This is a genomic window from Paenibacillus sp. RC21 (genome assembly GCF_044907935.1).
In the GTDB taxonomy this organism is placed as follows: Bacteria; Bacillota; Bacilli; order Paenibacillales; family Paenibacillaceae; genus Paenibacillus; species Paenibacillus terrae_A.
The window spans coordinates 285,226-308,422 of record NZ_JBIYCS010000005.1; the positions used below are offsets into that span (position 1 = coordinate 285,226).

Sequence of the window (23,197 nt, forward strand, 5' to 3'; positions counted from 1 at the left end):
ACTTCTTTTAGCCTCGTTGTCCTGTGGACTCACGCTGGAGACGCATCAGTGGACGCAGTACCTTTTGCAACACACGCGGGTAGTTACCCAGCTCGTCCCGGCGCAGTACGCGTAGTACGACCAACAGCACCAGATAGCATACCAGTACAGCCGCACCGGCAGTACAGCATGCGATGAAGAAGGCCACACGTGCAGGCATGATATGAACCAGCAGAATACAAGCCTCATTCACACCATATCCAATGACTCCCGAGAGCACGACTGCAGTCAGAAAGCCTGCCCAGCGACGGCCCATGATGGAGAAAGATACGATGCCTTTGAGCACACGCAAATTCAGCAGCGTAATCACGAGGAAACATAATCCGGTTGCGGCAATGATGCCGTAAATTCCAAGCCAGCCAGCCAGCAGCCAGCTCGCCAGAAACTTAACCACGATACCGACCATAACATTAACCATTGAAATACGTGGTTTGCCCATACCGATCAGAATTGAGTTGGAGGTCATCATCGTGATCTGGAATATCGTTCCGAGTGTCAGAACAGCGATAATCCCGCTGCCTCCAAGCGAGCTAAACAGTAAACCATTGATGGAATAGGCGGTTACACACAAGGCCAGCACAATCGGCATTCCGGTCAAAATAGAGATACGCAAGGCCAGCGTCATCTGATTTTGCAAATGCTGTTCATCCTTGCGGGCAAAGGCTGCCGAAATGATCGGAATGAGCGATTGACTGAGCGCGATAGCCAAAATCGGCGGAATTCCCGCCACACTCTGCGCACGTGCTCCCAAATAACCCAACTGGGTCGTTGCCTGATCCAAGCCGATTTGGACGGATAACAGTCTGACCACAATCGACGTATCAATAAAGTTAACGGCCGGAACCGTCAAAGAAGACAATACAATTGGAATAGACAGCGTAAAAATGTCTTTGTAAATGCGCATCATCGGCAGTGCGGAGCTTTCCTCATGGAATTGCTCTTGTCGATCCTGACGATCCTGGCGACGCATTTTCACCGTGTAATACAGCATGACCGCCAGTGCGCCAATGCTTCCCATGACACCCCCGAACGATGCCCCGGCCGCAACCTCGCGATCTCCATAACCGAGCTTCAAAATAATAAAGGCGAGCAAAATAGCAGTAGCCACCCGTGCGACCTGCTCCACAATTTGTGAAATACCACCTGCGGTCATGTTACCTCGCCCCTGGAAGTACCCGCGCATCATGGCAATGGCGGGAAACAGCAGCAAGGCAGGTGCCAATGCCTGAATAGCCAAGGCCGACTGCGGAACTCCCGCCACATGCTCGGCAAAATAAGGCGCGCCAAAATACAGCACCACCGTAATGATAATGCCAGCCGCCGCCGCAAACAGCAACGCCGCATGGTACACACGTCGTGCTTCTGAAGGCCGATTCAGCGCATAACGCTCGGAGACCATTTTGCTCAACGTGCTTGGAATACCTGCTGTAGCCACCGTGAGCAACATCAAATAAGCATTGTTCGCAATCGTAAACGAGGCGTTCCCTACGGAACCAAGCAAATGCTCTAACGGAACTCGCTGCACCAGACCCAGCACTCTCGCCACCAAGGCGGCTGCGGCTAAAATAAGCGTGCCTCTAAGAAATGTTTCTTTATTGGACAAAATGCGTTCCCTTCTTTCTTGCTGTTGACACGCATGCAAAAGCTCCGCAAAGCAGTCATGGCCTGAGCCATCACCGGTGCGGAGCCGCATGTCGATTCTGTCTCTGCAAATCACAAGCATAGGATGTTAAACTAAAACACCCAAATCAAGAATACAAGAATCATGACAAGCTGTAAAATTACTTTCATCACGGTGCTGGTAAACAGCCCTAATACAGAACCAAAGCCCACTTTAATCGCTCGATCCAGCGGGGCCTTGTTAATTAGTTCACCCAGCACAGCGCCAATAAACGGCCCTAGAATCAGACCAAATGCCGGAATAACAAAAGGGCCGATAATAATCCCGATGGTACTAAGGATCGTGGACAGACGCGAGCCGCCAAATCGTTTGACCCCCCACGCAGTGACGGCATAATCTGCAACAAATAGTGCAACGACGATAAGCGTCTGTATGATCCAAAACCATGCGTTATAAGGAGCAAACGAGAAAAACCAGCCGTACACAAAAAATGCAAAATAGATGGCGAGCGCCCCTGGCAATACGGGGTATACCGCCCCTGCCATGCCAACAATGAACAGCGCCACAATAATAATCCAGCCTACAACGTCCATTGGCTCCCTCCTTCTCGTCCAATTATTATCCTATATGCTTCATTATTCGTTCTCTTAGACAAGTACATAATCGCGGATAACTTCAACGATGCCATCTTCATTGTTCGAAGCTACGACCAGATCAGCCGCTTCTTTTACCGTACCCTGTGCATTACCCATCGCAACACCCAGTCCAACCGCTTGAATCACAGCCAAATCATTCAAACTATCCCCCACTGCGACTACCTGTTCCATTGTAATTCCAAGCAAATCGCATACTTCAGCAATCCCACTGGCCTTCGATATACCAGCCGGGTTGATTTCCAAGTTCGTCATGGATGAATTGGAAATTTCAAGTCCACCCATGTCCTGAAGCTTGAGCAAAATTTGATGACGAATTTCGTCATTTTCCGTATTATAACCAAATTTTAGCCATTCCTGTGTATCCAATGTATCCGGCCAACGATCTCTGTTAAATAATTCCTCAGTGGAGTATGCCCAGAACCAGGACCCGGTTTCTACAGCAATCCGGTGCATTTCCCGAACTAGCTCCTTATCAAGCAAATAACGGCGCCACAGTTCATGCGGGGATTTCCATACCTCGCTGCCGTTTACCGTTACCATAGGCGTATCCAGGCCGAGCTGTTGCCCGTAAGGCAAGGCATGCATCGCCGCCCGCCCGGTAGACAAGCACACGTGAATCCCCTCTTGAATCGCCTTGTTAATCCAGTTGATCGTTTCCAGCGTAATTTCATGATTGTCGTTCAATAAAGTTCCATCCATGTCGAGCGCAAGCAGCTTGTATTTATATCGGTTTTCTCCCATGGGTTCTCTTCCTCCTGTATGTCCCTTATGTCCAACGACATTTTACCATGAAAAAGAGAAGCCCACAAAAGAATTCAAGTCCTCATTTCGCTGCCTGCGGCTTTTTTGGTGTACCATCCAACCCGTAAACCTCGTCATAAGCTTCAAATATTTTACGTGCCACAGGCCCGGCGCTCGTCGAGCCAAAGCCCCCTTCAGGAATAATGACCGCGACGGCCAGCTTCGGATTTTGACGCGGAGCAAAAGCAATGAACACCCCGTTATCTTTAACCGCACGTCCCACCACCTGCTGAGAAGTCCCCGTTTTACGGGCATAATCATACGGAAACCCGTTAAATGCTTTAACATCCGTAGCCATACCGCGAATCACCGTATTCCAGTACGTATCTGAAAAAGCGACCTCATTCAGCACCTTGGGCTTGAACTCACGCACGAGGTTGCCCTGATCATCCACAATTTTACTGACCAAATGCGGCTGCATGCGCTTGCCCTTTGTTGCCAGTACAGTTGTATACTGGGCAAGCTGCATCGCCGTATATTTCCCCTGTTGACCAAAGGATGCCTGTACCAAGCGTGTCAGCGCACTTTCATGCTTGCTCGTATACTCAAGTCTGCCTGCCCACTCGCCCGGCAGATCGACTTCAGTCGGTACGCCTAATCCAAATTCTTTCATATACTTGTCCCATACATCAATGCCCTGATGCACCCCTGCATTACTTCCGTATTTGTCATACAGCGGCTTGCCAATCATATCCACCATGAAAGTATTCGACGAGAACTCAATTGCCTTGCTAGGTGTCAGAGGACCATATACATGTCCACTCGAATTACCGACCCGGCTTGATCGATTTTTACCATAGTATGCGCTCCCCGTATCCAGATAAGTTTGTCCGGGAGAAAATAAGTTTTCCTTCAACCCGATCAGCACGGTTAGGGGTTTAATGGTTGAACCCAGCAGCACCGAGGATTCTGGATGCGGACCCGCTTTTCCACTAGGTACGGATTTAATCGTTCCATTCCCCATTTTATGCTGAATTTCGTCATATACCGAAGGCGATGTACTTCCCGTTTTCCATACATTGGAGTCATAGTCCGGCATACTGGCCATCGCTACGACATTCCCTGTCTCGACCTCCATCGCTACAGCGAAGCCGGTAGTGGCATCGCCGTGGAGCTTACCCGATACCGGATGGGTATGAAGCCAACGAAGCTGATCAACAATCGCTTGTTCTGTTTTTTGCTGAATTTCCTTGTTAATGGTGGAATACAGATGGTATCCTTTTTTCGGAGGAGTAATGGATTCAATGCCTTCTGGCATGCTACGCGGATTTACCTCTATCGTTTTATAGCCGTTTTTTCCTCTCAGCTCATCCTGATACTGAAGCTCCAAGCCATCATATCCGACGGTCTCACTTTCCGAGTAAACCTGTTCGGGTCTTAGGACCTCCGAATTGGCTTGATATATCTCCTTGTATTTTGGCCGATTGGTACGTGCTCCTTTGAACTTGTACATATATCCAATCGTTTGCACCGCCACCCGATCCGGGTCATAATGGCGCACACTCTCCTCCACAACTTCTACTCCGGGAAACTCCTGCCGATGCTCCAGAAAATATGCGATTTCCTCCCGATTCAAGTCAGCTTTGACCAAGCGCGGAGTAAAGCCCCTGTATTGAGTGTAGTCCTTGTCCAGCCGTTCCTTAATTTTCTCTACATCAAGCTGCTCGCCCTCTGTACTTCCTAACTCATTCAGCTTGACAGCAAGCTTTTCAGCAAAAGTATTAAACTCGGGGAGCAGCTTTTTTCCCGGCTTACGGTCTTTTTCTGCTCGTTTGCTATAATCCTTGGGTAAGGTCACATACAGCGACTGTACCGGAGTTGAATACGCCAGCTTGACGAGACCCGTAGAGTCATAAATCGTGCCGCGTCTCGGGGCTAACGGGACATTTTTCGTATTTACGGATTGCTGCTGCTCCTTCAGCTCTGCCGATTGCACAAACTGTAAGACCGCTAGTCTGGTAAAGATAATGGCAAATAACACAAAAACACTGAAAAAAAGAAGATTAGTCCGAAAAACCGTCCGCTTTTTTTGTGCCTCTTCATTTTCTTCATGGCTTTTCTTTTTGAATGAAAACTTCTTATCCAAACTGCCTCTGTCCATATTAGCAGGTCATTACTCCTTTCACCGGGTTATCATATCCCTGATCCTACCATAATAGTGGTAAATAACGATGAATTTAGTGGTTACAATTTTGTAAGAAAACATATAAATATCATAAAAAAAGCTCCTCTCAGCACAAAGGCCAAGAAAAGCTTAAATAAAATTATACGTAGTACGTTATTATGGCTGTTTGATTGCATTGGAATTGGATGTTGTAGCATCCTTTTTCTTAGGTACTCCGTCCAATCCATAAACTTCATCATAGGCATCAAAGATTTTACGTGCCACAGGTCCAGCGCTCGTCGCGCCAAAACCTCCTTCGGGAATAATGACCGCTACGGCCAGCTTCGGATTCTTTCGTGGTGCAAATGCAATAAATACCCCGTTATCCTTCAGTTTCCCGCCTACGCTTTGCTGAGATGTACCTGTTTTGCGGGCGAAGTCATAAGGAAAACCATTAAATGCGCTGACATCTGTAGCCATCCCGCGTATAACTTCATTCCAGTAAGCATCCGGGAATTTCACTTCATTCAGCACCTTCGGCTTAATCGTTTGGACTAAATTGCCGTTGGTATCTTTAATTTGACTGACCAAATGCGGCTCCATCCGTTTGCCCTTGGTAGCCAGCACGGCTGTATATTGTGCAAGCTGGAGCGTTGTATATTTCCCTTGCTGACCAAAAGAAGCATACGCCAACTTGGACAGTGACGACTCCTTGCTTCTAGGTCCATACTCTCTTAACCCAGGATATTCCATTGGCAAATCTACCCCCGTAGACACACCTAGTCCAAACTCCTTCATGTAACGGTCCCATACATTCACACCTTGATCTTCCTTGGCATTATTAATGTATTTGTTGTATAGTCTTTTGCCTACCATATCGACCATGAATGCATTCGAAGAATGTCGAATAGCAGATGCCGGGTCCAATCCGCCATACACATGACCCGAAGAGTTACGTACCCGAGACGAATTGTTACGTCCAAAATAAGCAGCACCCGTATCCTGATAATAGGACGATGTACTGAATAGACCTTCCTCTAAGCCCACCAACACAGATAGCGGTTTGATCGTGGAACCGAGCAATACAACCGACTCTGGATGTTGACCCGATTGACCGGAGCCGAAGGAGCGTATAGTACCATTCAAATATACATTTTGAATTTTCTTGTAGTTATCTGATGATATATTTCCGGTTTGCCAATAGTTCGCATCATAATCCGGCATACTGGCCATCGCCACTACATTCCCTGTATCCACTTCCATGGCTACAGCAAAGCCTGTCTTGGCATAAGGATGAGTCTTGCCAGATACAGCATGGGAATGCAACCATCTTAATTGATCCATAATGGCGGTTTCTGTTTTAATCTGAATCTCTTTGTTAATGGTGGAATAAATGTTGTTTCCCTTCTGCGGAGGAGTAACGGAATCTACACCCTCCGGCATATTACGCGGATCAATCGGGACCGTTTTGTAGCCATTTTTCCCTCGTAGCTGCTCCTGATATTGAAATTCCAGTCCATCAAAACCAACAGATTCGTTATCCATATAGATGAGTCCCGGATCATTTTCTGCTGACATGGATTTTTGAATGTCTTTATATTTTTTCAGGTTTTCACGGGCACTTTTATAGCTTTTAATGTAACCCACTGTTTGGACAGCCACCGTATCAGGATCATAATGGCGTACAGTTTCCTCAACAACATCTAACCCTGGAAACTCGCTTTTATGCTGCATGAAATAGGCAACTTCATCTTTATTAAGATTGGTTTTAATCAGGCGGGGCGTAAAACCGCTAAACCGTTGATAGTTCCGGTCCATAGCGTCCATAATTTGCTCTGCCGTCATTTTCGGCTCATCTTTATTGCCATATTGAGCAAATCGATTTGCCAGCTTTTGTGTCATCTTTTCCAGCTCAGGCAGCAGCTTTTTATCTGGATTACGCTTTTCTTCCACGCTGTCACTATAATTCTTGGAGAGCGTGATATACAGCGATTGTACAGGTGTAGAATACGCCAGTCTGTTCTGCCCGGTTGAATCATAAATTGTTCCGCGAATCGGCGTAAGCGGTACGTTTTGGGTAACATTACTGGCCTCCTGCTGCTTAAGCTGAGGGCCCTCCACAAATTGAAGTATCGCCAGTCTTACGATAATGACCGTAAATATAATGAACGAGCTGAAAAAGAACAGATTGATCCGGAAGCTGAATCTTTTTCGGTCGGACGTCTCGTTGTCTTTTCCTTGCTCGTTGTCCATCTTTCTCATGTGCCCTTTTCCACTCCTTTTTAAATCACTTTATCCTTGATATGTGTTTGGGCAAAACCAGGCGGATTAAACCAGTCTCCACTCTGTGCCCAGGTCGGGTCTAACGGTACCCACTGATGCTGCCCACTCAAGTACACTTCATTCCAGGCATGTGAACCGTAGCCTCCCTGCCCGTTGTAACCAAGCCCGGTCACCACCTTGACCTGAAGTCCCTGAGAACGAGCCATCACCGCATAGAGGCGGGCATAGTCAATACAGACACCCTTGCGTGTATCAAACGTATCTCTGGGAGTCTGCTCATGCCAGTCACCACGCTGCTCATAGGCGTCCACCTTGCCGTAATCATAGCTAATACGCGTGCCTACCCACTGATACAACGCTCTGGCTTTTTGCTCATCGCCGCTTGCCCCCTCTGTAATCTTGGTCGCGGCCTGCTCAATATCGTTCGGAATATCCCGGTCAATCATTTCATATTTACGCTGCAAAATGCCGTTCAATTCCTTCGTGACGGCCTGCGTAAATACGGGCAGTTTATCCTTAATCAGCGTACCGGACAATGGTTCAATGACCGATTGCGCCCCTTGTTTATAAATCGGTGAAGCCTGAACATAGCTGCTAAACCCGCTGTCCGGGTATAAGCTTACACCTATAAACAGTAACGCTATGACCATCACAGCACGTGCTCCACCGATAAGGGTACCAATCCCGGCCCCCGCCAGCCTGCTGAAAAAGCCCGATTTCTTTTCCTGCTCACGTAGAGAGTTATCCGATCTGCCACCCACCACCATCACATAAATCGCGCGCAGCACAAATTGCGCGACAGCATAGCTGAGCATGAACAATACGGCAAAACGCAGCAGCGGAAAGCCCTCAAGCCCTGCTACAAGCGTATAATAAAATTGCTCAATTCCGCTCAGTCCACGTTGTGGCAAATGCTCCATATAAGCGGCCAGCCATTGCTGCACCTTCGGTGAAAGCCACATAGCCAACCCTAATGAGCACAGAATTCCGGCAACAGTCAGTATGCCATCCACAATGAGACTGAATAGTGCACCTACAGATCTGGAAGCTCCCCGCCGCCAGCCCTGTATTAACGACAAAAGAACGATAACGATCAACAACACCGTCACGCCATTCCAATGAAGGACAGGCTCCAGCCAGGATGGTTTCATCATGCTCCCCCTGTCTTTACGGCGACTGCGGCGACTGTTGTGTTACAGTCGAGCCTTTCGCACTTTCGATATATTTCTTGACGGTGTCGCTCATGCTCCACTCGCCCAGCGGCATGCCTTGAAACCATACCTTGACCTTATCACCATCGAACGGGCCTTTTACCTCCAGGTTGGAGCTGGTTACCGAAAACGTACCGTCTCCGTTAGAGGTGTATTTCGCATCCCGTCCTTCCTTGATCATCATGCTCAAGGCCTCGCTCTGAAACTTGTTAATCGCATCATCCTTCGCCTGGGTAACTACCTTGCCGACCTGATCAAAGGAAATACCGCTGTAGATTAGCAAGCCCACAACCACCACAATGACAAGCAGCCATTTAACAAGGGTTCTCACAATCTTCAATATGACAAGCAATAGGACAAGCCCAATTAATATATATAGCCAGTTATCCTGAACGATCTGCCAATTATGTTTTAAAAATTCTGTCCAGACACTCTTATCCATTTCACTACACTCCCGTTTTCAACTGCATCTTTCGAATTGTAAAATCGTCTCTGTAATTATACATGATTACATAACGTCCTGTCAGCTTAGCTCTTTTCCGCCCCTTGTCCGCACAAAAAGGGTCTATGTTCGTCCACTCCAGCGTACAACTTAGAATGAGCTCATGCCACATAGCAGCATAGAAAGTCTATCTAGGGAAAGGGGGTCATCCACTTGAAAACAGCCCTCTGGCTGTATCTGTTTTTGTTCATCGCTTTTTTTGATCTGCACGCACAATATCCTATTCTCACACCATTCGCCATCTCTCTGGGCGCAGCGCCCACCTTTATCGGCTGGATGTTGGGCATATACTCCCTGACTCATCTGCCTGGTAATTTAATGGCGGGGCCAAGGGTAGATAAACACGGCAGCCGCCGATATATTATGTTCAGTCTGACAGCTGCAGGGCTCATCCTGATTATTCAGGCATATATTCATACGCCGTGGGAGCTGCTTTTTCTTCGTGCCATCAGCGGCTTTGTGCTGGCTTTTTTGTCCCCGGCTTGCATGACTATGCTCGCCCAGCTATCCGATCACCCGGTTACGCAGGGCAAATATATGTCGGGACATGGCGTCGTTCACACGCTAGCCTCTGTCCTGTCTCCAGCGGCAGGCGCGTTCATCGTAGCCAGCTTTGGCTTTAGCGAGACATTCCGTTCCCTCGGCATCATTCTGGTGATCACAGGACTCATGGCTTATTTTACGTTACCCAAAACGGCACCCGCTCTCCTAGCTCAACGATCTGACGGACATACGGCACCCGCTCCACTGACCGGGGCACAACCGCTTCTACCCTTCAATTGGCGTTACCTGCTTGTGCCTTTTGTTTTGGCGTGCGCACAAGGCATTTTATTTTACGTAATCCCGTTGCGCAATAACGGTACTGCGTCCATGATGTCTACGGGACTGCTCTTTTCCATTATCAGTCTGGGAGCGCTCTGTACACTCAGTCTGCTTTTTCTAAACAAGTATTCACCGATGATACGGCTGATTTGCGGCATCATACTGATGTCGCTGTGCTTTTATGCCCTCGCCACCTTGCCCGAGTCCGTGATTGGAATCGTACTCTTTATACTGGGAACAGCCAAAGGCATTACTTTTCCAGCACTGGCCTCACTCTTTATACGGCTTGGAGGTGCACGCTTGGGCAAAACCTTTGCGATGCAATCCATTGCAACGTCTCTCGGCTCCTTTGCCGGACCGGTGCTGGCTGGCCAGCTCCCCGTTCATTTTTCACCTTTTTTTATCGCTTTTCTGATTTTGATGACCGGCCTGCTGTTCATTCCCATTCAACGGTTATTCCCGGCACCGCCGCTGTCTACTTCAGGGCCGTATCATTCCTAGATCGTTTGAGATGCTCCCCCTGTAACGCCCAAAGAACCTTACAAAAAGGCGAATGCACAGTACCTAAATCCCTTATCAACATAGACTGGTTTGACTGAACATTTATGTATGAAGGGAGGTGCATTCCGTGAGCCACTGTCATCCTGTAAGCCCTGTTTCTTGTGGTGGATTTGGGACTTCGACCGGCACCATTCTCGTTCTTTATATCCTGCTCGTCATTATTCTCCGTACTTGCTGGATTTAATGTCTGAATTGCCCTAACATGCCGCCCTGTACCCATGCCTGCCACTCCCGGCAGGCTGTTTTGTTGCTTTTTTGCATGAGAACCCTGTTTGGAGCTACACTATACACATATTCTTTCATTTCCCGGGGAATTTCGAGCACAGGCTTTAAGCAGGGGGTGAGCAAGATGACGATTACCGTTATCGTTGAAGGGAAAAATGACCGCAGTAAACTTCGTCGTTTACTTGATCCCGAGGTTCATATCTTATGCACCTTCGGCACGCTAAACTCAGTAAAACTGGAGTCCCTCCGCAAGAAGGCCAAGCATGAAGAAATATACTTATTTATGGACAATGACAGCTCAGGCAAAAAAATACGTGGTGTGCTTGCCGACTCTTTTCCAGATGCGCATCATATGTATACCCGCAAAGGATACGCAGGAGTAGAAGGCACACCAGATGAATATGTGATCGCCCAATTGGAAAAGGCAGGACTGGAAGAGTATATTTTATACCCGCCTGTTCTATAGTTATGAGAACCCTAGTCATGAAAACCATCCACAAAAAAAGCTGTCCGCCAGGCCGATTTATGCCTGATGGACAGCTAAATTTTACACAGCAATAAAATTTTAAAAAATATCTTGTCTTAGAACTTGTGAACCGTATCCACGATCATCAGCAGAAAGCTGAGTGTCAGATGGTTAATGGAAAAGAAAAATACTTTTTTAGCCCAGGAATCCGTCTCTTCTTCTTTAATGGTAAAACCTTTAAAGGCATAAAAGGCCCAGAGCACGGACAGCAATACGGAAATGATCATAAAAATCATGCCAGCATATCCATAAGCATACATCAGGATCGGTACCGGAATCAGCAACACGATATAAGGAATCATTTGAATTTTAGTACGGTGAATACCTTTCACGACAGGCAACAACGGAAATCCTGCTGCACGGTATTCTTCGACCCTGCGGATTGCAAGTGCCCAAAAATGTGGAGGCTGCCATAGGAACAAAAGGGCGAATAAGAGCCATGCGCCCAAGTCAATACGACCCGAAGCGGCTACATAGCCGATCACAGGAGGCATTGCGCCCGAAATACCGCCAATGGATGTACTCCATGTGGATGAGCGTTTCAGCCAAAGCGTGTAAATACCGACGTATACGAACATGCCGAGTATACCGAGCAATCCTGCCTTGACACCAGAAAAAAAGAACAGTACAGCCAGCCCGACAACACCCAAAATAATAGCGTATGACAATACCGTTGTGGGAGTCAAACGCCCTGTTGGCAGTGAGCGATTGCGTGTACGCTCCATTTTCAAATCCAGTTCACGATCAAAATAGTTATTAAAAACACAAGAAGACGCCATAACCAGCATTGTACCTAGCAACGTCAGAATCAGCTTTATATAGTCAACGTCCCATTGTGAGGCCAACCAAAAACCACCAAATGCCGCAACCAGATTAGTGCGGAGAATGCCTGGCTTGGTGACTGTTATAAAATCTTTCCATGTACCCGCCTTACCGGGTGGTTTGGATTTAACCGAATAGGTAGCCGTATCTGAAGTAGCCTTATAACTAATATTGTCCATAGTGAGTAACTCCCCCTTAGAGATATATGAATTCGGGAGTAAGTTGAACTCCGATATAAATTTTATCATATAGTTTCCGTAAAAAGTTTGACAGAAAACGCACAAAACGTTCACAATTTCGATAACGAATCGAGCTTGCTGATCGTTTACAGTAAATTGGGGTAGTAATAAGTACAGGATACAATACAAAAAGGAGCGACAGATATGGATACAGCCACACACTTTGTCATGGGGATCGGGTTGGCCGGGCTGGCCTACACCGATCCTGCCGTCGCCGCAGATCCTAAGCTGGCGGGAGTCATACTGCTCGCCACGGTCGTAGGGTCACAGGCACCAGACTTTGACACCTTGCTTCGATTAAAAAACAATGCAGCCTACATCCGCAATCATCGTGGACTGTCGCACTCCATCCCCTTCTGGTTGATATGGATCTTGTCCATAACGGGATTAATTGGCCTTATTTTCAGGGATGTACCTATCGAACATGTCGCCTTGTGGGTCACGATTGCTGTCTGCCTGCACGTGTTTGTAGATTTGTTCAATACGTACGGGACACAGGCATTTCGACCGTTTACGCCCAAATGGATATCATGGAATATTATTCACATCTTTGATCCCTTTATATTCGGCACCCATGTTGCTGCTATTCTACTGTGGGTCACTGGACTGGTTTCACCAGCTCCCTTATTTATTACGTTGTACATCATTACAGGCCTGTACTATATTTGGCGCACCTGGAGTCATTTCCGTACCAGAAATGCGGTAGGTGATATGGACACCGAGCGTCAGCCGGACGATATCTATTATATCATTCCCACGGTTTCATGGAACCGGTGGCATGTGGTAAAAGCTCATCAGAATGGAAGTTATGACATTGGTGGACTGAACGGAAAGCATCTTTTTTGGACAAAACATGCGGTTCCGTCCACACATCCGGCCGTAGAAGCATCCAAATCCTACCGTGACGTGCAGGCATTTCGCTATTTTTCTTCCTTTGCTGTTGCGGAGGTGGAAGAGCTGGAATGGGGCTACATTGTACGCTGGGCGGATGTTCGGTATCGGCATCGGAGGCAATATCCCTTCGTGGCCGTGGTCGCCATGGATAAGCAGTTTGGACTGATCAACAGCTATATCGGCTGGCTCAGCCATGAAAAGATGCAGAAACGCCTCTCCCTGCATACGAATTAAAAAAGCATATCAGCAAGCAACGCGAACGACAAAAGAACAGCAAGTCTCCCCTGACCCTGGAGCTTGCTGTTTTTTGCCATTCACCGAAAAAAACATCCCTCCATAAATAGCTGCATGAAAGCGCCCTCTTGACGAAGCGGACTTGTGTGATTCACAATGGTCATAAGCCATGCTCGCAAAAAATCCGGAGCATGATTGCTCCGGATTTTCTTCATCACAGTTGCTCATAATACAGCTTCCAAGATGGAGTGTTTATGTGTATTACTGCATACGGCCACTGCCCGACAAGGATTGCTCTGCTTGTTGGACCAGCTTTTTAGTGATGTATCCCCCGAGAGAGCCTGTTTCGCGGGAAACGACGTTACCGTAGTAACCATCCTGAGGGATTGTGATGCCGAGTTCTTGAGCGGCCTCATATTTTAATTGTTGTAAAGCGGCGTTGGCCTGCGGTACTTGCAGGTTGTTTGAACGACGTCTGCTCATATTTGAATCTCCTTTCAGTTCTTTGTGAGTGAGGTTCATTGCAAGCTTGCAAGATTATTATGGCTCGCTTACACCTGCTTATTCCTAAAATTCAACATTCGAACGCTGGAGGTTTTTTCCATGAGCAAAGGTCTATCACTGTGGTTCGCCGTTTCATCCATTGTCCTGCTGACGGCAGCCGCCATATCCATCAGTTATTCCGCTTGGCTTGCCATTTTACTGGGCCTTCTCTCTGTTGGCAACATCGGCTGGGGCTTTGTTATCAAGGCCAAACAACGTCGCTCCTGAGACATTCACATTCCTGTCAAACGCCTAATTGCGTTGGCCTGCGTTCTTAGCGCTTGCGGGGCAGAAACCCCATACGTTCTTTGACCGCAGCCAGCGTGATTTCAGCCGCTTCTTGCGCCCGCTCTGCGGATTGGGCCAAAATGCGTCCAATCTCACCGGATTCCCGGATGTCACGATAACGCTGTTGAATAGGCTCCAGGGTGGCTACAACCGCCTCTGCCAGCTCTTTTTTGAACGTACCGTACATTTGACCTTCATAGCGATTCTGTACTTCCTGAAGCGACAGGCCCGTACACTGGCTGTAAATTCCCATCAGATTGCTGATCTCAGGTTTGCTTGCCGGGTCATATTTAACCTCACTGCCGGAATCAGTGGTAGCGCGACTGATTTTCTTGCGAATGACTTTCGGTTCATCCAGCAGAGCGATATAGCTGCCAGCATTCGGATTGCTTTTGCTCATTTTTTTAGAGGCATCATCCAATGACATAATTCGTGCGCCCACCTCAGGGATATACGGGTCGGGAACAGTGAAATAATCTCCGTAGCGGTGATTGAAACGACCTGCCAAATCGCGTGTCAGCTCCAGATGCTGCTTTTGATCTTCACCTACCGGAACCAAATCCGCATTGTAAAGCAAAATATCAGCTGCCATCAGTGCTGGGTATACGAACAATCCCGCACCTACCGAGTCCTTACCCGCCGATTTGTCCTTGAACTGGGTCATACGTTCCAGCTCGCCCATATGGGTCAGGGTTGTCATCAACCATCCCAGCTCCGCATGCTGAGGTACATGGGACTGTAAAAAGACGTTGGATTGCTCGGGGTTAATACCTGCTGCAATAAATAATGCCGCCACGGCCTCCGACTGTTCACGCAATTGAGCCGGTTCCTGCGGCACCGTAATGGCATGAAGGTCTACGACCATAAAGTAACAGCGATGATCCTCTTGCAACTTGACAAAGTTTTTCATTGCACCGATATAATTGCCCAAAGTAAGCTGCCCGCTGGGCTGAATGCCTGAAAGAACAGTTTTCATATTCATCATTCCTCCTGAAATTTATTGAAACAATTGAACGCAAAAAGGCCCCGCATCCTCAAGGGACGCGAGACCGTGGTACCACCCTTATTCATTGCCTTCAGCCTGTTACTTGTCGGAGTCATGCCCCGTGGCTGCTTGCAATCTTATAGCTCCGTTAACGGGGAGCAATCGGCCGTCATACTGAGGAAGAATGCTTCCTGTTCTGTACGGCACTCCAAGGTCCATTCAGCAGTGCAGGCTCACCGGTTCGCATCTACCACCGGCTTTCTGAAGAGCGTATGCGAAGGCTTACTTGTCCTCATCATCGCGTTATCCATGTCATTACATCGTAAACTACATTTATGATAATTCCGCATCCTGTAATTGTCAAATGACGATTGTACCCTGCGAGCAAAAATCTGTTATCATAATGACACGAAGCTTCAACCGATTATAGTGGACAAAGGAGCATGGATATGAAACAAGTGACCAAAGAACATTGGAATGGTTACGACACGTATGTTTTACATAGCCCTGAGCTGGAAGTTACGATGATCCCCCGTCTCGGGAATAATATTATCTCGGTGCGTGATCTGAAGCTGGATCGGGATATCGTACGGCGTCCTGGCGAGGAAGAACTGGCCTTTTATTTGCAAAAGCCGTATCATTTTGGCTTGCCGATTCTGATCCCTCCCGGCCGAATCCGCAAAGGACAATTCGAGTTTGACGGTGTTCCCTATCAGTTTGATCGGAATACGGCCAACGACAATCATATACACGGGCTGCATCGTAATCAATCCTGGCGTTGCAGTGATATTGAAGAAGATGAGGAAGGTTGCAGCGTGACCACTGAGCTGTTGACGGAAAGTGATCCGCACTGGATGGAGCAGTTTCCTATTCCCCTACGGCTGGAGATGACTTATCGCTTGCAGGGACCTGTATTGAGTCAAACGCTGCGTGTAACGAATCTGGGTGACAAAGCAGCCCCGTTCGGCTTGGGATACCACACCTGGTTTATGGTGGACGGAGAGCCTGAGCGCTGGCGCCTGAAGCTGCCTGTGAATGGCATATATGAGCAGGACGCTGAACAGCTCCCAACAGGTACAATCACCCCTTTGAATGACTTGGAGCCGCTCTCTACGGGACTTTCCCTGAAAGGAACGAATCTGGATACGCTGCTGCGAGCATCGGAAGGGCCTGCTGAGGCCCTGTTGACCCGTGATGACGGTTATCAGATTCGCTACACAGCAGATGAACAATACTTTAAGTATTGGGTGTTGTATACCAAGGGTGAATGCGATCAGTATCTTTGCATCGAGCCTTATACCTGGCTGTCTGATGCACCCAATTTACACGATCCTGTGGGGGCAGGCGGGCTGATTCGTCTGGAGCCTCAGCAATCCATTAACCTGAAAACTCAGATTCATATGATATATCCGTAATTTCCCTCTATTCATTTTCCTTCCTTCGGCGCATATTTTCATAACTCTGTCGCATAATAACCTCATCACAGCCGAAGGAGGTGACTACACATGGCTAATGGAGCTAATCAAGGCAGAGGACGCCGCAGTAACAACCTGGTCGTACCTCAGGCCACCAACGCACTGCAACAATTGAAATATGAAGCAGCACAAGAACTCGGCATCACCATTCCGGCAGACGGTTATTATGGTGACATGCCATCCCGTGAGGCTGGTTCTCTGGGAGGTTATATCACTAAACGCTTGGTACAGCTGGCCGAACAGCAATTATCAGGTCGTTCAGGTCAATAAGCGTCATTATTCCACATGAAGCATTCCGTTTATCGCTTTTAACCAAAATGCGATAAGGCGGGCATATAACAAAGGCGGTCTTCCCCAGGAAGGCCGCCCTTTCTTTACTCTTTAATATGGATGATTATTCCGAATTAGCCGCTCGGTATGTAGGCTTGTTATAACGGATCATGAGATTCGCCATGTTATAATTCGATTCCAGCGTAGCATCCACCAGAATGGTTCCCTGTCTGACGGCAAAATCAAAAGCAATTTCACCATGAGTCCAACTACGCTTGTGATTTAGTGTATCCAGCGCCATACGACGGAAGTCCGCCCGATGATCTACAGACAGCCCAGGTTCCACCGCTCCAAATGTACCACCTTTACCTGCAATCGGATTATGACGGATACCAAATTTTCCAACCACGTTGTTACGTATTTGAACAAATACAGTTCCTGACGATAAACCCGCCAGTTCATCATCCAGCTCTTTAAAAACGATATCCATCTGCCTTACTAACGACAATTGACCTACTTCACTCATTACAAAAATCCCCCTATATACCTGTTTCAAAACCATTAATAGGTCTTATGACTCAATTATATGCGAAGCTTTTTAACGTTACAATCATAAACAACATAAATGGGCATTTATAACTAATTTCTAAGTATATCCATCAATTTAAATTTCGCCAACAGGTAATACCAACTCTAATTCGACATATTACGACTTTATCCCTCATCTTCTGCAGGAATTGCAAAAAAGGCCCCCCTTGCGGGAGACCTGATTGGAGTGTATATCCGTTATTCCGTCATTTGCAAAAATTGCTCAATATCCTGAACTGTGACTTGCGCGGCATTACGCCAGAAGTCAGCCTGTGTTAAATCGGTCCCCAGATGCTTGGAGGCCAATTCTTCCACCGTCATGCGACCCGTATCACGCAGCAAGGCATCGTATTGATCGGCAAAGCCATCTGAATTTTTCTTCGCAAAGGCGTAAATCCCGGCACTGAACATGTATCCAAACGTATATGGGAAGTTGTAGAATGGAGTGTTCGTAATATAGAAATGCAGCTTGGATGCCCAAAAATGAGGGTGAGCCTCATCCAAAACGCCGCTGAACGCTTCACGCTGTGCTTGCTCCATTAATTCTCCCAATTGTTGCGCTCCTACGACCCCTTTTTTCCGCAGCTCGTAAAAACGGGTTTCAAACAGGAAGCGGGCATGGATATTCATGAAAAAGGCTACGCCGCGCTGAATTTTATCCTCCAGCAATGCTACCTTCTCCTGACCCTCGGCAGCCTCCAGCAAAGCATCCGATACAACCAGTTCTGCCAACGTCGAAGCCGTCTCGGCTACGTTCATCGCATAATTTTGATTCAATGGATGCAATTCATTCATCACATGCTGATGATAACCGTGTCCAAGCTCATGGGCCAGTGTCGAAACGTTGGAAGGCGATCCGGCGTAGGTCATGAAAATACGGGTCTCTTTACTAAGACGAAGGGAAGTACAGAATCCACCAGGACGTTTGCCCGGACGATCTTCTGCTTCAATCCAGCTTTTCTCAAAAGCCATTTGAGCAAAATCAGCCATTCTTGGACTGAATTTACCGAATTGCTCAACAATTGTTACGGCTGCATCGTCGTATGGGATTTTAGTAGTAGACGTTCCCAGTGGGGCCTCAACGTCATGCCACGACAGTTTCTCCAGGCCCAGCAGCTTCGCCTTCCGCTCCAGATATTTAACCAGCACAGGCTTCGTTTCATTAATGACCTGCCACATTGTATCCAGCGTCTGTGCCGACATGCGGCTGATCTCCAGCGGCTCCTTGAGCACGTCCGTCCAGCCCCGGTTTTCATACAGCTTGAGGCGGAAGCCTGCCAGATGATTAAGCGTATCCGCACAATAGTCCTCAACCTTGGTCCATGCTTCTTCCCAACGTGTGAACACTTCTTGACGCACACTACGATCCGGTTCATCCAGCTTGTTGGCAGCCTGCCCTACGGACAGATTTACGATTTCTCCATTCTCTGGAACAGGGATCGTCATATTTTTGACAATCGTGTCATAAAAATCACCCCAACCGTGGTAGCCGTCCACAGCCAAATCCAATGCCAGACTTTCCAGCTCAGGTGCCATTTTCTCACGAGCCTCGTTCCGGTATTCATTCAGGACAAAAGAGATCGGCTTAATCGCTTCCCGTTCCATCCACTTCTGCCAAATGTCTTCACTCGTTTGTGCAAGCAAGTTCTGGAATGAAACCAAAGCACTTTTCCCCTGTGCATACAGCGTATTTATGCGTGCGCCCAGTTCAACAGCCTGCTTGTCATGTTGGTTCTGAGCAGTCAGACAGGAAACAAAGGAACCTGCTTGCGATGCTCCGTTAAACAGCTCTTGCATAGCGCTCAGCACACTATCCAGACGCTCGGTATCCAATACCGTTTGCGGTACCTTGGCTGATTTAAGCTGGGACTGCAATTGTTGAACCTTGCTCTCCAGTTCCTCCAAAAATGCTTTAAATGAGGGAGAGGAAGACCCCCCACTAAATATGGATTCCAAATCCCATGTTTGCTTCAATGGTGTTTTCATAGCAGTTCCACCTTTCTTTTTGGCGAATCATGTGGTTTCATATACAATAAAGCTACATCGTGATGGTAAAATCACTACAATTGGGAGGAATACAGGATGAGACCTTTACAAATTTCGCCGGAAACGGCTGTGAAATTATCCGAAAAGCTCGGCATTCCGCTGGAACATCTCATGCATACACCCCAGCATATTCTGATGCAAAAGCTGGCCGAACTGGCCAAAGAAGAAACCGCTAACCCGAACGGCGGTGAATCGGACAAATCATGATTCCTTTTCACAAAACCTGGCCTTATGACATTGTCATGGGAGACGTTTATGTACAATATTGTCCGTTTTGCGACCATGAGAACGTCCTGCTACCCCTAAAGCCCAAAGAGCTTAAGCTCATACATGAAGGTATGAAAAAGCTGCTTGTGTTTCCATGCTGCCACAGCAGGATTACTTTGGTGGATTGTGACAACGATTATCTGCTGTCAGATACCACCCTGCGCCATCATTAATTCATGAGGCAGTATTGAGAAAGGTAACCTTTTTTATAAACAAGGTGTGAACCATGAGCCTGAACCGGCCATAGTGCACACCTTTTTTATCAGGAGGAGCTTGCGTCCTGCATTTCCTCCGGCAGTTGAATATCTTTAGCCAGCATTTGTTCTCTCAATACAGCCCATTGTTCACGGGAAGCCCGGATCATAGCCGCATCCATAATTTTCTTGTCATTAATGACACGTGAAAACCAGCGAACCGCTTCGTTAAAGTTGCCTGTACGTCGATGCAATTCTCCAATCAGATAGAGAAGCTTGGCATTATTCGCCCCGACACCTTCCAACTCATAGACTCGAATATAGGAGTCCAGACTAAACTTTAGAAACCGAAGCTCCTGCTCCTCGTTCCCCTGGTATCGGTACATCCACGCGATATGCTGTAGCAGGCTGGCTATCACCCGTTCCTTTTCCCCGATGACCTGCGCACACAGTAAACCCAGCTTGTACGTTTCCAGCGCCTCTTCCCAGTTGCGATGTCCGCTATACTCACGGGATTGCCAGCGATTACCAATTTTGTCCTTAAACAGCTTGTTCTGTTGATCGCTTAACTGAACGGTAGAATGCTCTGTCGAGGTAAATCCGCAATGAGGACAAACCCGTACGACATAAAAATCGGGATTTTCATTCTTGTAATACGCGCAGAAGTCTGAATCCGTACGAATTGCCTTCTTTAGGCTCGGTCTGACACGAGATGTCTGAAATTCTTCTTCACAAAGCGGACAAGAGATTTTAATCTGATATAACGGTTCAAGTTCCAATGTTTTTACAACCCTCTCCAAAATTCGGCAATCCCCGCAAGTTTACGGGGTATTTACAAAATGATGCGCAGGACCGGACAATCGGTTAAGTATAAATGAACGAAGCGGCTCCTCAATGCCTGTATCCGTTAACGCACCCGCCATGCAGGACAACCACGCCTCTGCTCGCTCCTCCGTTACGGGAAACTTCATATGTCTGGCACGTAACATCGGGTGACCATAGGCATCTGAAAACAGGGATGGTCCGCCAAAAAACTGGCTCAGGAACATATACTGTCTTTCCTTGACCGACTCTATGTCTTCAGGAAACAGCGGACTTAACAACGGATCTTTATAAACTCTCGGGTAGAAGGCCTCAATAATAGCACGAACGCCTTCCGCACCCCCAAGATTGTCATAAATGCTCAGGCTAGGATTCACTTTTCCCCCAACTTTCTGTGCTATGGTAATAAATATACACCCGTATTATAACAAAAAACAAAAAATGACGCTAAGAATAAGCGTCATCTTATCATTTCACATATACAGACAGGCTTGCACGACTTACAAACAGGTCCGCCATTCTACAAACACAGCTAATAACTCCGCCAATCCTCTTCACCGGGATGGACGAGAGAGGCACGAATAACATACACAAAAGCACATACGAGCAGACCGGCAACGATACTCATCCTGATCACTCCATCCTTAAGGTTATGGATCGTTGTTTTTTTAATTTTAACATAATCTTTACAAAAATACAGCATTTCGCGCAAACGCTTTCTTGACTTTTTGGTACTCTTTGTCCATCCTCGTCCATAGAAATAGTAGTAGAACTCCAAAGGAGGGGCCTCTATGCCGCTGTACCGCCGTTACTCACTCCCTTTGCTCATTCTTATGCTGCTATTCCTATTTATACTTATGGCGGCGCACCCGCAATCTTCTCTGAATGCCGGACTTCGTGGTCTAGCCATTTGGTGGGACGTGCTGTTTCCGTCTTTGTTCCCGTTTTTCGTTATTTCCGAGCTGCTGCTCGGTTTTGGCATCGTTCATTTTATAGGTACACTGCTGGACCCGCTTATGCAGCCTTTGTTCCGTGTACCCGGTTGCGGAGGCTTTGTTGCCGCTGTCAGTTGTGCATCCGGCTACCCGATTGGAGCCAAATTAACGGCCAAGCTGTGGGAGCAAAAATGGATCACCCGTATCGAAGGAGAACGGCTGGTCGCCTTTACAACTTCCTCTGATCCGATATTCCTGATCGGTGCCGTTTCCGTCGGCTTCTTCCATCAGCCTGAAATTGCAGTCGTGCTGGGCGCTGCCCATTATGGTGGCGTGCTGATCATCGGCCTGCTCATGCGCTTTCACGGTTCCCGCTCGGGGGACGATGATACTCACGGCAACCGTCCCCCGTCTGCTGTAACCGCAGCTGGCCACACCGGGCAGCCAACACCAACATCCCTCGCTGTCGCTCCAAATGCCAAATTAGATGCGTCTTCTGCGCAACGACGCGGACGACTGCGCCAAGCGTTATTTGCTATGCATACAGCACGCTTGGAAGATGGCCGTCCGTTTGGGGAGCTGCTCCGTCAAGCCATTGCTTCCTCCCTCCGTCTTATTATTGTCGTAGGAGGACTGGTTGTATTCTTCTGCGTCATTCTGGAAGCTTTGACGAACTCCGGTTTAATGAGTGGGCTTCGTCTGCTTACAGCAAGCTTGTTGTCCGCCTGCGGCCTTCCTCCTACGTTAACAGATTCCATTGTAGGTGGTATTTTCGAAGTCACTTTAGGGTCACAAGCCGCTGGTGAAGCCACAGGAGCGGCTTTGCCGTTCAAGGTAGCCGCAGCAGCCTTTGTGCTCTCCTGGGGCGGACTATCGGTTCATGCACAGGTCGCGAGTATTTTGAATACGACGAATCTCCGGTACCTGCCGTTTTTGCTGGCTCGGGCTGCGCACGGCATCATCTCTGCTCTGCTGGCTCTCGTGCTATGGCGTCCGCTCATGGGTGAGGGAAGCTCGCCGGTCTTTTCTCCGATATACGTTATCACCTGGTCTCCCGGCTTCTCATCCACTGTGCTGTGGCAAAGCCTGCTATTCCTTACCTGCCTGCTGATAGCCATGCTCTGTCTCTCTTGGTTGAGTGCAGGCACAAGCCGCTTATTCGCACGTCTGAGGGGAGCGTCCAGGCAATGAACGATTGTGTTCTTGCTCATAATTGATTATGATCGGTATATACCCATGACAAA

At 47.8% G+C, this 23,197-nt stretch carries 24 protein-coding genes; 10 read left to right on the forward strand and 14 right to left on the reverse strand.

The window, feature by feature from the left end; translation table 11 throughout:
- Positions 1-7: 7 nt before the first annotated feature.
- The 7 genes from ABIA61_RS18385 to ABIA61_RS18415 form a co-directional block, all read right to left on the reverse strand.
- The gene (locus tag ABIA61_RS18385) at positions 8-1,642 is read right to left on the reverse strand and encodes a putative polysaccharide biosynthesis protein (protein ID WP_283653195.1); all 1,635 of its coding nucleotides are present in this window, start codon (positions 1,640-1,642) and stop codon (positions 8-10) included.
- A gap of 131 nt (positions 1,643-1,773) precedes the next feature.
- Complete coding sequence (locus ABIA61_RS18390) at positions 1,774-2,253, reverse strand: DUF456 domain-containing protein (RefSeq protein ID WP_283653196.1); 480 nt, start codon at positions 2,251-2,253, stop codon at positions 1,774-1,776.
- Positions 2,254-2,307: 54 nt separating this feature from the next.
- Positions 2,308-3,057, reverse strand: a complete 750-nt coding sequence (locus ABIA61_RS18395) for a Cof-type HAD-IIB family hydrolase (RefSeq protein WP_404581108.1) — start codon at positions 3,055-3,057, stop codon at positions 2,308-2,310.
- An 82-nt stretch (positions 3,058-3,139) separates the two neighbouring features.
- Positions 3,140-5,218, reverse strand: a complete 2,079-nt coding sequence (locus ABIA61_RS18400; protein WP_283653198.1) for a peptidoglycan D,D-transpeptidase FtsI family protein — start codon at positions 5,216-5,218, stop codon at positions 3,140-3,142.
- Positions 5,219-5,398: 180 nt separating this feature from the next.
- Entirely contained in the window at positions 5,399-7,483 is a 2,085-nt protein-coding gene (locus tag ABIA61_RS18405; protein WP_404581109.1) for a peptidoglycan D,D-transpeptidase FtsI family protein, read from the reverse strand.
- Between the two features lie 20 nt (positions 7,484-7,503).
- Positions 7,504-8,655, reverse strand: coding sequence for a transglutaminase domain-containing protein (locus ABIA61_RS18410; RefSeq protein WP_404519531.1), 1,152 nt, complete (start codon positions 8,653-8,655; stop codon positions 7,504-7,506).
- A 16-nt stretch (positions 8,656-8,671) separates the two neighbouring features.
- Complete coding sequence (locus ABIA61_RS18415) at positions 8,672-9,157, reverse strand: hypothetical protein (protein WP_044645433.1); 486 nt, start codon at positions 9,155-9,157, stop codon at positions 8,672-8,674.
- Positions 9,158-9,370: 213 nt separating this feature from the next.
- On the opposite strand from ABIA61_RS18415, the gene ABIA61_RS18420 reads away from it, so the two are divergent.
- From ABIA61_RS18420 to ABIA61_RS18430, 3 genes are all read left to right on the forward strand, one after another.
- Complete coding sequence (locus ABIA61_RS18420) at positions 9,371-10,540, forward strand: MFS transporter (protein ID WP_283653200.1); 1,170 nt, start codon at positions 9,371-9,373, stop codon at positions 10,538-10,540.
- 127 nt (positions 10,541-10,667) lie between these two features.
- Positions 10,668-10,784: a sporulation protein YjcZ gene (locus tag ABIA61_RS18425; RefSeq protein ID WP_235332204.1), complete on the forward strand. Its 117-nt coding sequence runs from the start codon at positions 10,668-10,670 to the stop codon at positions 10,782-10,784.
- Positions 10,785-10,949: 165 nt separating this feature from the next.
- Positions 10,950-11,291 carry a toprim domain-containing protein gene (locus ABIA61_RS18430; RefSeq protein WP_283653201.1) on the forward strand — a complete coding sequence of 114 codons (342 nt, stop codon included), beginning with the start codon at positions 10,950-10,952 and terminating at the stop codon, positions 11,289-11,291.
- A 116-nt stretch (positions 11,292-11,407) separates the two neighbouring features.
- On the opposite strand, the gene cyoE is transcribed toward ABIA61_RS18430, so the two are convergent.
- The gene (gene cyoE, locus ABIA61_RS18435; RefSeq protein ID WP_283653202.1) at positions 11,408-12,352 is read right to left on the reverse strand and encodes a heme o synthase; all 945 of its coding nucleotides are present in this window, start codon (positions 12,350-12,352) and stop codon (positions 11,408-11,410) included.
- Positions 12,353-12,556: 204 nt separating this feature from the next.
- On the opposite strand from cyoE, the gene ABIA61_RS18440 reads away from it, so the two are divergent.
- On the forward strand, positions 12,557-13,540 hold the full coding sequence (locus ABIA61_RS18440) for a metal-dependent hydrolase (RefSeq protein WP_283653203.1): 984 nt from the start codon (positions 12,557-12,559) through the stop codon (positions 13,538-13,540).
- A 261-nt stretch (positions 13,541-13,801) separates the two neighbouring features.
- Here ABIA61_RS18440 and ABIA61_RS18445 read toward each other — a convergent pair whose 3' ends face one another.
- Positions 13,802-14,023 (reverse strand): alpha/beta-type small acid-soluble spore protein, encoded by a 222-nt coding sequence (locus tag ABIA61_RS18445; protein WP_025686385.1) that lies wholly within the window; start codon positions 14,021-14,023, stop codon positions 13,802-13,804.
- 120 nt (positions 14,024-14,143) lie between these two features.
- Here ABIA61_RS18445 and ABIA61_RS18450 point away from each other — a divergent pair, with 120 nt between their 5' ends.
- Positions 14,144-14,311, forward strand: a complete 168-nt coding sequence (locus ABIA61_RS18450; protein ID WP_014277888.1) for a hypothetical protein — start codon at positions 14,144-14,146, stop codon at positions 14,309-14,311.
- Between the two features lie 46 nt (positions 14,312-14,357).
- On the opposite strand, the gene trpS is transcribed toward ABIA61_RS18450, so the two are convergent.
- Positions 14,358-15,347: a tryptophan--tRNA ligase gene (gene trpS / locus ABIA61_RS18455; protein WP_283653204.1), complete on the reverse strand. Its 990-nt coding sequence runs from the start codon at positions 15,345-15,347 to the stop codon at positions 14,358-14,360.
- A 458-nt stretch (positions 15,348-15,805) separates the two neighbouring features.
- Between trpS and ABIA61_RS18460 the strand changes: the two genes are divergently transcribed.
- Entirely contained in the window at positions 15,806-16,771 is a 966-nt protein-coding gene (locus ABIA61_RS18460; RefSeq protein ID WP_404519526.1) for an aldose 1-epimerase, read from the forward strand.
- Between the two features lie 90 nt (positions 16,772-16,861).
- The gene (locus ABIA61_RS18465) at positions 16,862-17,101 is read left to right on the forward strand and encodes an alpha/beta-type small acid-soluble spore protein (protein WP_044645425.1); all 240 of its coding nucleotides are present in this window, start codon (positions 16,862-16,864) and stop codon (positions 17,099-17,101) included.
- Positions 17,102-17,225: 124 nt separating this feature from the next.
- Here the strand turns inward: ABIA61_RS18465 and ABIA61_RS18470 are convergent, their stop codons facing one another.
- Entirely contained in the window at positions 17,226-17,627 is a 402-nt protein-coding gene (locus ABIA61_RS18470; RefSeq protein WP_283653206.1) for an O-methyltransferase, read from the reverse strand.
- Positions 17,628-17,887: 260 nt separating this feature from the next.
- Positions 17,888-19,675, reverse strand: a complete 1,788-nt coding sequence (locus ABIA61_RS18475; protein ID WP_404581110.1) for a M3 family oligoendopeptidase — start codon at positions 19,673-19,675, stop codon at positions 17,888-17,890.
- 96 nt (positions 19,676-19,771) lie between these two features.
- Between ABIA61_RS18475 and ABIA61_RS18480 the strand changes: the two genes are divergently transcribed.
- Positions 19,772-19,942: a YycC family protein gene (locus tag ABIA61_RS18480; RefSeq protein ID WP_283653208.1), complete on the forward strand. Its 171-nt coding sequence runs from the start codon at positions 19,772-19,774 to the stop codon at positions 19,940-19,942.
- Complete coding sequence (locus ABIA61_RS18485; protein WP_082067120.1) at positions 19,939-20,175, forward strand: hypothetical protein; 237 nt, start codon at positions 19,939-19,941, stop codon at positions 20,173-20,175. Before ABIA61_RS18480 ends, ABIA61_RS18485 begins: the two co-directional genes overlap by 4 nt.
- An 89-nt stretch (positions 20,176-20,264) precedes the next feature.
- Here the strand turns inward: ABIA61_RS18485 and ABIA61_RS18490 are convergent, their stop codons facing one another.
- Positions 20,265-20,975 (reverse strand): DUF2225 domain-containing protein, encoded by a 711-nt coding sequence (locus ABIA61_RS18490; RefSeq protein WP_283653209.1) that lies wholly within the window; start codon positions 20,973-20,975, stop codon positions 20,265-20,267.
- A 42-nt stretch (positions 20,976-21,017) separates the two neighbouring features.
- Entirely contained in the window at positions 21,018-21,395 is a 378-nt protein-coding gene (locus tag ABIA61_RS18495) for a globin domain-containing protein (RefSeq protein ID WP_044645421.1), read from the reverse strand.
- Positions 21,396-21,809: 414 nt separating this feature from the next.
- Here ABIA61_RS18495 and ylbJ point away from each other — a divergent pair, with 414 nt between their 5' ends.
- Positions 21,810-23,144 carry a sporulation integral membrane protein YlbJ gene (gene ylbJ, locus ABIA61_RS18500; RefSeq protein ID WP_283653210.1) on the forward strand — a complete coding sequence of 445 codons (1,335 nt, stop codon included), beginning with the start codon at positions 21,810-21,812 and terminating at the stop codon, positions 23,142-23,144.
- The last annotated feature ends 53 nt before the right edge of the window (positions 23,145-23,197 follow it).

Bases quoted from the DNA above. Each gene is read 5' to 3' on its own strand.
- ABIA61_RS18460 (WP_404519526.1), top strand. From the start codon at position 15,806: ATGAAACAAGTGACCAAAGAACATTGGAATGGTTACGACACGTATGTT.
- ABIA61_RS18395 (WP_404581108.1), bottom strand. From the start codon at position 3,057: ATGGGAGAAAACCGATATAAATACAAGCTGCTTGCGCTCGACATGGAT.
- ABIA61_RS18430 (WP_283653201.1), top strand. From the start codon at position 10,950: ATGACGATTACCGTTATCGTTGAAGGGAAAAATGACCGCAGTAAACTT.
- ABIA61_RS18475 (WP_404581110.1), bottom strand. From the start codon at position 19,675: ATGAAAACACCATTGAAGCAAACATGGGATTTGGAATCCATATTTAGT.
- ABIA61_RS18390 (WP_283653196.1), bottom strand. From the start codon at position 2,253: ATGGACGTTGTAGGCTGGATTATTATTGTGGCGCTGTTCATTGTTGGC.
- ABIA61_RS18415 (WP_044645433.1), bottom strand. From the start codon at position 9,157: ATGGATAAGAGTGTCTGGACAGAATTTTTAAAACATAATTGGCAGATC.
- ylbJ (WP_283653210.1), top strand. From the start codon at position 21,810: ATGCCGCTGTACCGCCGTTACTCACTCCCTTTGCTCATTCTTATGCTG.
- ABIA61_RS18470 (WP_283653206.1), bottom strand. From the start codon at position 17,627: ATGAGTGAAGTAGGTCAATTGTCGTTAGTAAGGCAGATGGATATCGTT.
- trpS (WP_283653204.1), bottom strand. From the start codon at position 15,347: ATGAAAACTGTTCTTTCAGGCATTCAGCCCAGCGGGCAGCTTACTTTG.
- ABIA61_RS18480 (WP_283653208.1), top strand. From the start codon at position 19,772: ATGAGACCTTTACAAATTTCGCCGGAAACGGCTGTGAAATTATCCGAA.
- ABIA61_RS18465 (WP_044645425.1), top strand. From the start codon at position 16,862: ATGGCTAATGGAGCTAATCAAGGCAGAGGACGCCGCAGTAACAACCTG.
- ABIA61_RS18410 (WP_404519531.1), bottom strand. From the start codon at position 8,655: ATGAAACCATCCTGGCTGGAGCCTGTCCTTCATTGGAATGGCGTGACG.
- ABIA61_RS18405 (WP_404581109.1), bottom strand. From the start codon at position 7,483: ATGAGAAAGATGGACAACGAGCAAGGAAAAGACAACGAGACGTCCGAC.
- cyoE (WP_283653202.1), bottom strand. From the start codon at position 12,352: ATGGACAATATTAGTTATAAGGCTACTTCAGATACGGCTACCTATTCG.
- ABIA61_RS18440 (WP_283653203.1), top strand. From the start codon at position 12,557: ATGGATACAGCCACACACTTTGTCATGGGGATCGGGTTGGCCGGGCTG.
- ABIA61_RS18400 (WP_283653198.1), bottom strand. From the start codon at position 5,218: ATGGACAGAGGCAGTTTGGATAAGAAGTTTTCATTCAAAAAGAAAAGC.
- ABIA61_RS18485 (WP_082067120.1), top strand. From the start codon at position 19,939: ATGATTCCTTTTCACAAAACCTGGCCTTATGACATTGTCATGGGAGAC.
- ABIA61_RS18450 (WP_014277888.1), top strand. From the start codon at position 14,144: ATGAGCAAAGGTCTATCACTGTGGTTCGCCGTTTCATCCATTGTCCTG.
- ABIA61_RS18445 (WP_025686385.1), bottom strand. From the start codon at position 14,023: ATGAGCAGACGTCGTTCAAACAACCTGCAAGTACCGCAGGCCAACGCC.